This is a genomic window from Vibrio sp. 10N.222.48.A3 (assembly GCF_041475345.1).
Taxonomy (GTDB): domain Bacteria; phylum Pseudomonadota; class Gammaproteobacteria; order Enterobacterales; family Vibrionaceae; genus Vibrio; species Vibrio tasmaniensis_A.
In genome coordinates, this window is the sequence record NZ_JBFRVX010000178.1 from 1 (window position 1) to 2,002 (window position 2,002).

General features: G+C 44.4%; 2 pseudogenes. Both read right to left on the minus strand.

Annotation, left to right across the window (positions count from 1 at the left end):
• Positions 1–180: pseudogene (locus AB4653_RS06390) on the minus strand (hypothetical protein); the annotation flags it as partial.
• 1,178 nt (positions 181–1,358) lie between these two features.
• A pseudogene (locus AB4653_RS06395) lies at positions 1,359–1,927 on the minus strand (transposase).
• Between the last annotated feature and the right edge of the window lie 75 nt (positions 1,928–2,002).

Sequence of the window (2,002 nt, forward strand, 5' to 3'; positions counted from 1 at the left end):
GTCCGTTGAATTCACCCAAATAAGTCCCTTTGAAACAGTCGCGGAAACGGTCGAACGCACTGCACGTTCAACGACCTGGCAGGAGATATCATTTTTTGGTGAGCTTTCGTGCCCAGCGGCGAAACGCTGGTCGCTGAACATCGATTTAGAGAGAGTTGGGCTTGAGTTTCGTTGTGCCATGAGGAGTTTCCTTTTTGTTTGAGTATCACTTTTATGGAGCCGCTTGGCTGTCCGGCAAGCGCTCATGGTTCTCAATAACAAGGGCGCGAAGCGTTCATATACCCTTGTTATTGGGGCTCTGAGCGAGCACGGTAAACAGCCTGCGAGCCCCATCAAATGATGCAAGTCGAAAGGGAAATCGGCACATAAGGCAACAAGCCCTTACTCGAACTTAATGGAGGTCAGTGAAATGAGTGAGGAGGTACGACGAACAGCAACGAGGAAGACTGACGAGGCGCAGGCGTTTAGGGTTGTACGATAGGAGCTTGTAGAGAAGCACCTTCTGGTGCGGCACGCAGTGGCTCACTAGGGTGATGCCAATCTAGGCCATAGATGAAAGCTCCAAGAGAAAGCCTTGCCCGAAGGATCACGCCTAAGGAAAGAGCACCTCATTATTTCTCACCCCACGTAAAAAACTAAGAAGCAATAAGCTAAGAGATAAGAAGCCAAGAATGAGGATTATTTAAATACATTTACCCGTCAGTAAGTCACTAGAATGGGTATATCGATACTGCCACCTTGCTCACTGTAACTCCCTTTTGAGAGCCAAAGGTCAGCGTCCCTTTTTCAAAACGAGCATTAATGGTCTCAAGCGCTCGATTAAGCTCTAACTTGTTAGAGTTAGCCCCAAATCAGTCAAGCCAGTTTCTAAGTTAATGTATATACGTCTATAAGTAAGGCAAACACTTGTCGTATTTTCCAGTAGGAATAAAAACAGATATCGTCCTTACCTCACTTTTTTGAGACCTCACCTTAGTCATCACTTCAGCGCTGTGATGTACTATTTCTCCAAATAGCACATCCGTTTCTCTTAATCGGTCCCGATAACTTAGTTCAACTGATTTACGCAACAAAGAAATATCAAAATCCTTTATACGTGGTGCGAGCCATGTAAATCCAAATCAAACGGTGATGAAAACCGTGCGGTGCTTTATTAAATTATTCATATGTGTGCTCTACCCTTTGCCACTTAGAGTAGTTATATCAAGATATTTAGTTATAGTGCGTTAATGACACAATGCCTTTCTAGCGTAAATCAATTTTAATTAAGCCAAGAAATTATTTACACCTTCGCAATAATTATTGGCTTTGTTGCGTAATTCAGTTTAGAAACAGAGTCTCCCCGTTTCTCATGCTTTTTAGTCAATACGACAAGTTTCAGGCATACCTAACCCAGTAAGCTTGTTCAACGGTTTTATCATCGCGTAAGTTTCACCCACCTGTGAATTGTAATTTCTTAAGCTCAATCGCCCTCCTAACAACTGTTTTACTCGATACATCACTGTTTCTGATAGTGAACGTCTGTGGTATCCATACCGCTCTTTCAAATACTTATTTGAGCCGTATAACTTCTGGCAACCCACGGCGAGATTTCGAGGGTGACCACGCTCCCAGAAGGCTGCTCCTTCTCTTGGGGGAATAAGCGCAACGGCTCGCTTAATCTTAATAGCAGCGTGGCACACTCTCGTGTCGTACGCGCCATCGCCAGACTCTACGCTTGCCATCCGTCTCGTGTTTTTTGACTTTTCATGAGTGCTGTCGTGATAGCTAAATCACTGAATCGACGTGGCCTACCGCGCTTATTCTGTTTGCTTTGCGCCCAACCGCTTATTGCCTCTTCATCAATCCAAAAAGTCAGAGAGCCACGGTTAATGAGCGATTGGTTGTATTGCTTCCTGTTGGTTGTTTTGTAACGAGGTTTAGACATAGAGCTACGAGAGAGAGTGGACGTAGCTGCTCATATCGTAGGTTCTTGATTTAGTTCCATTGAATTACGCAACAA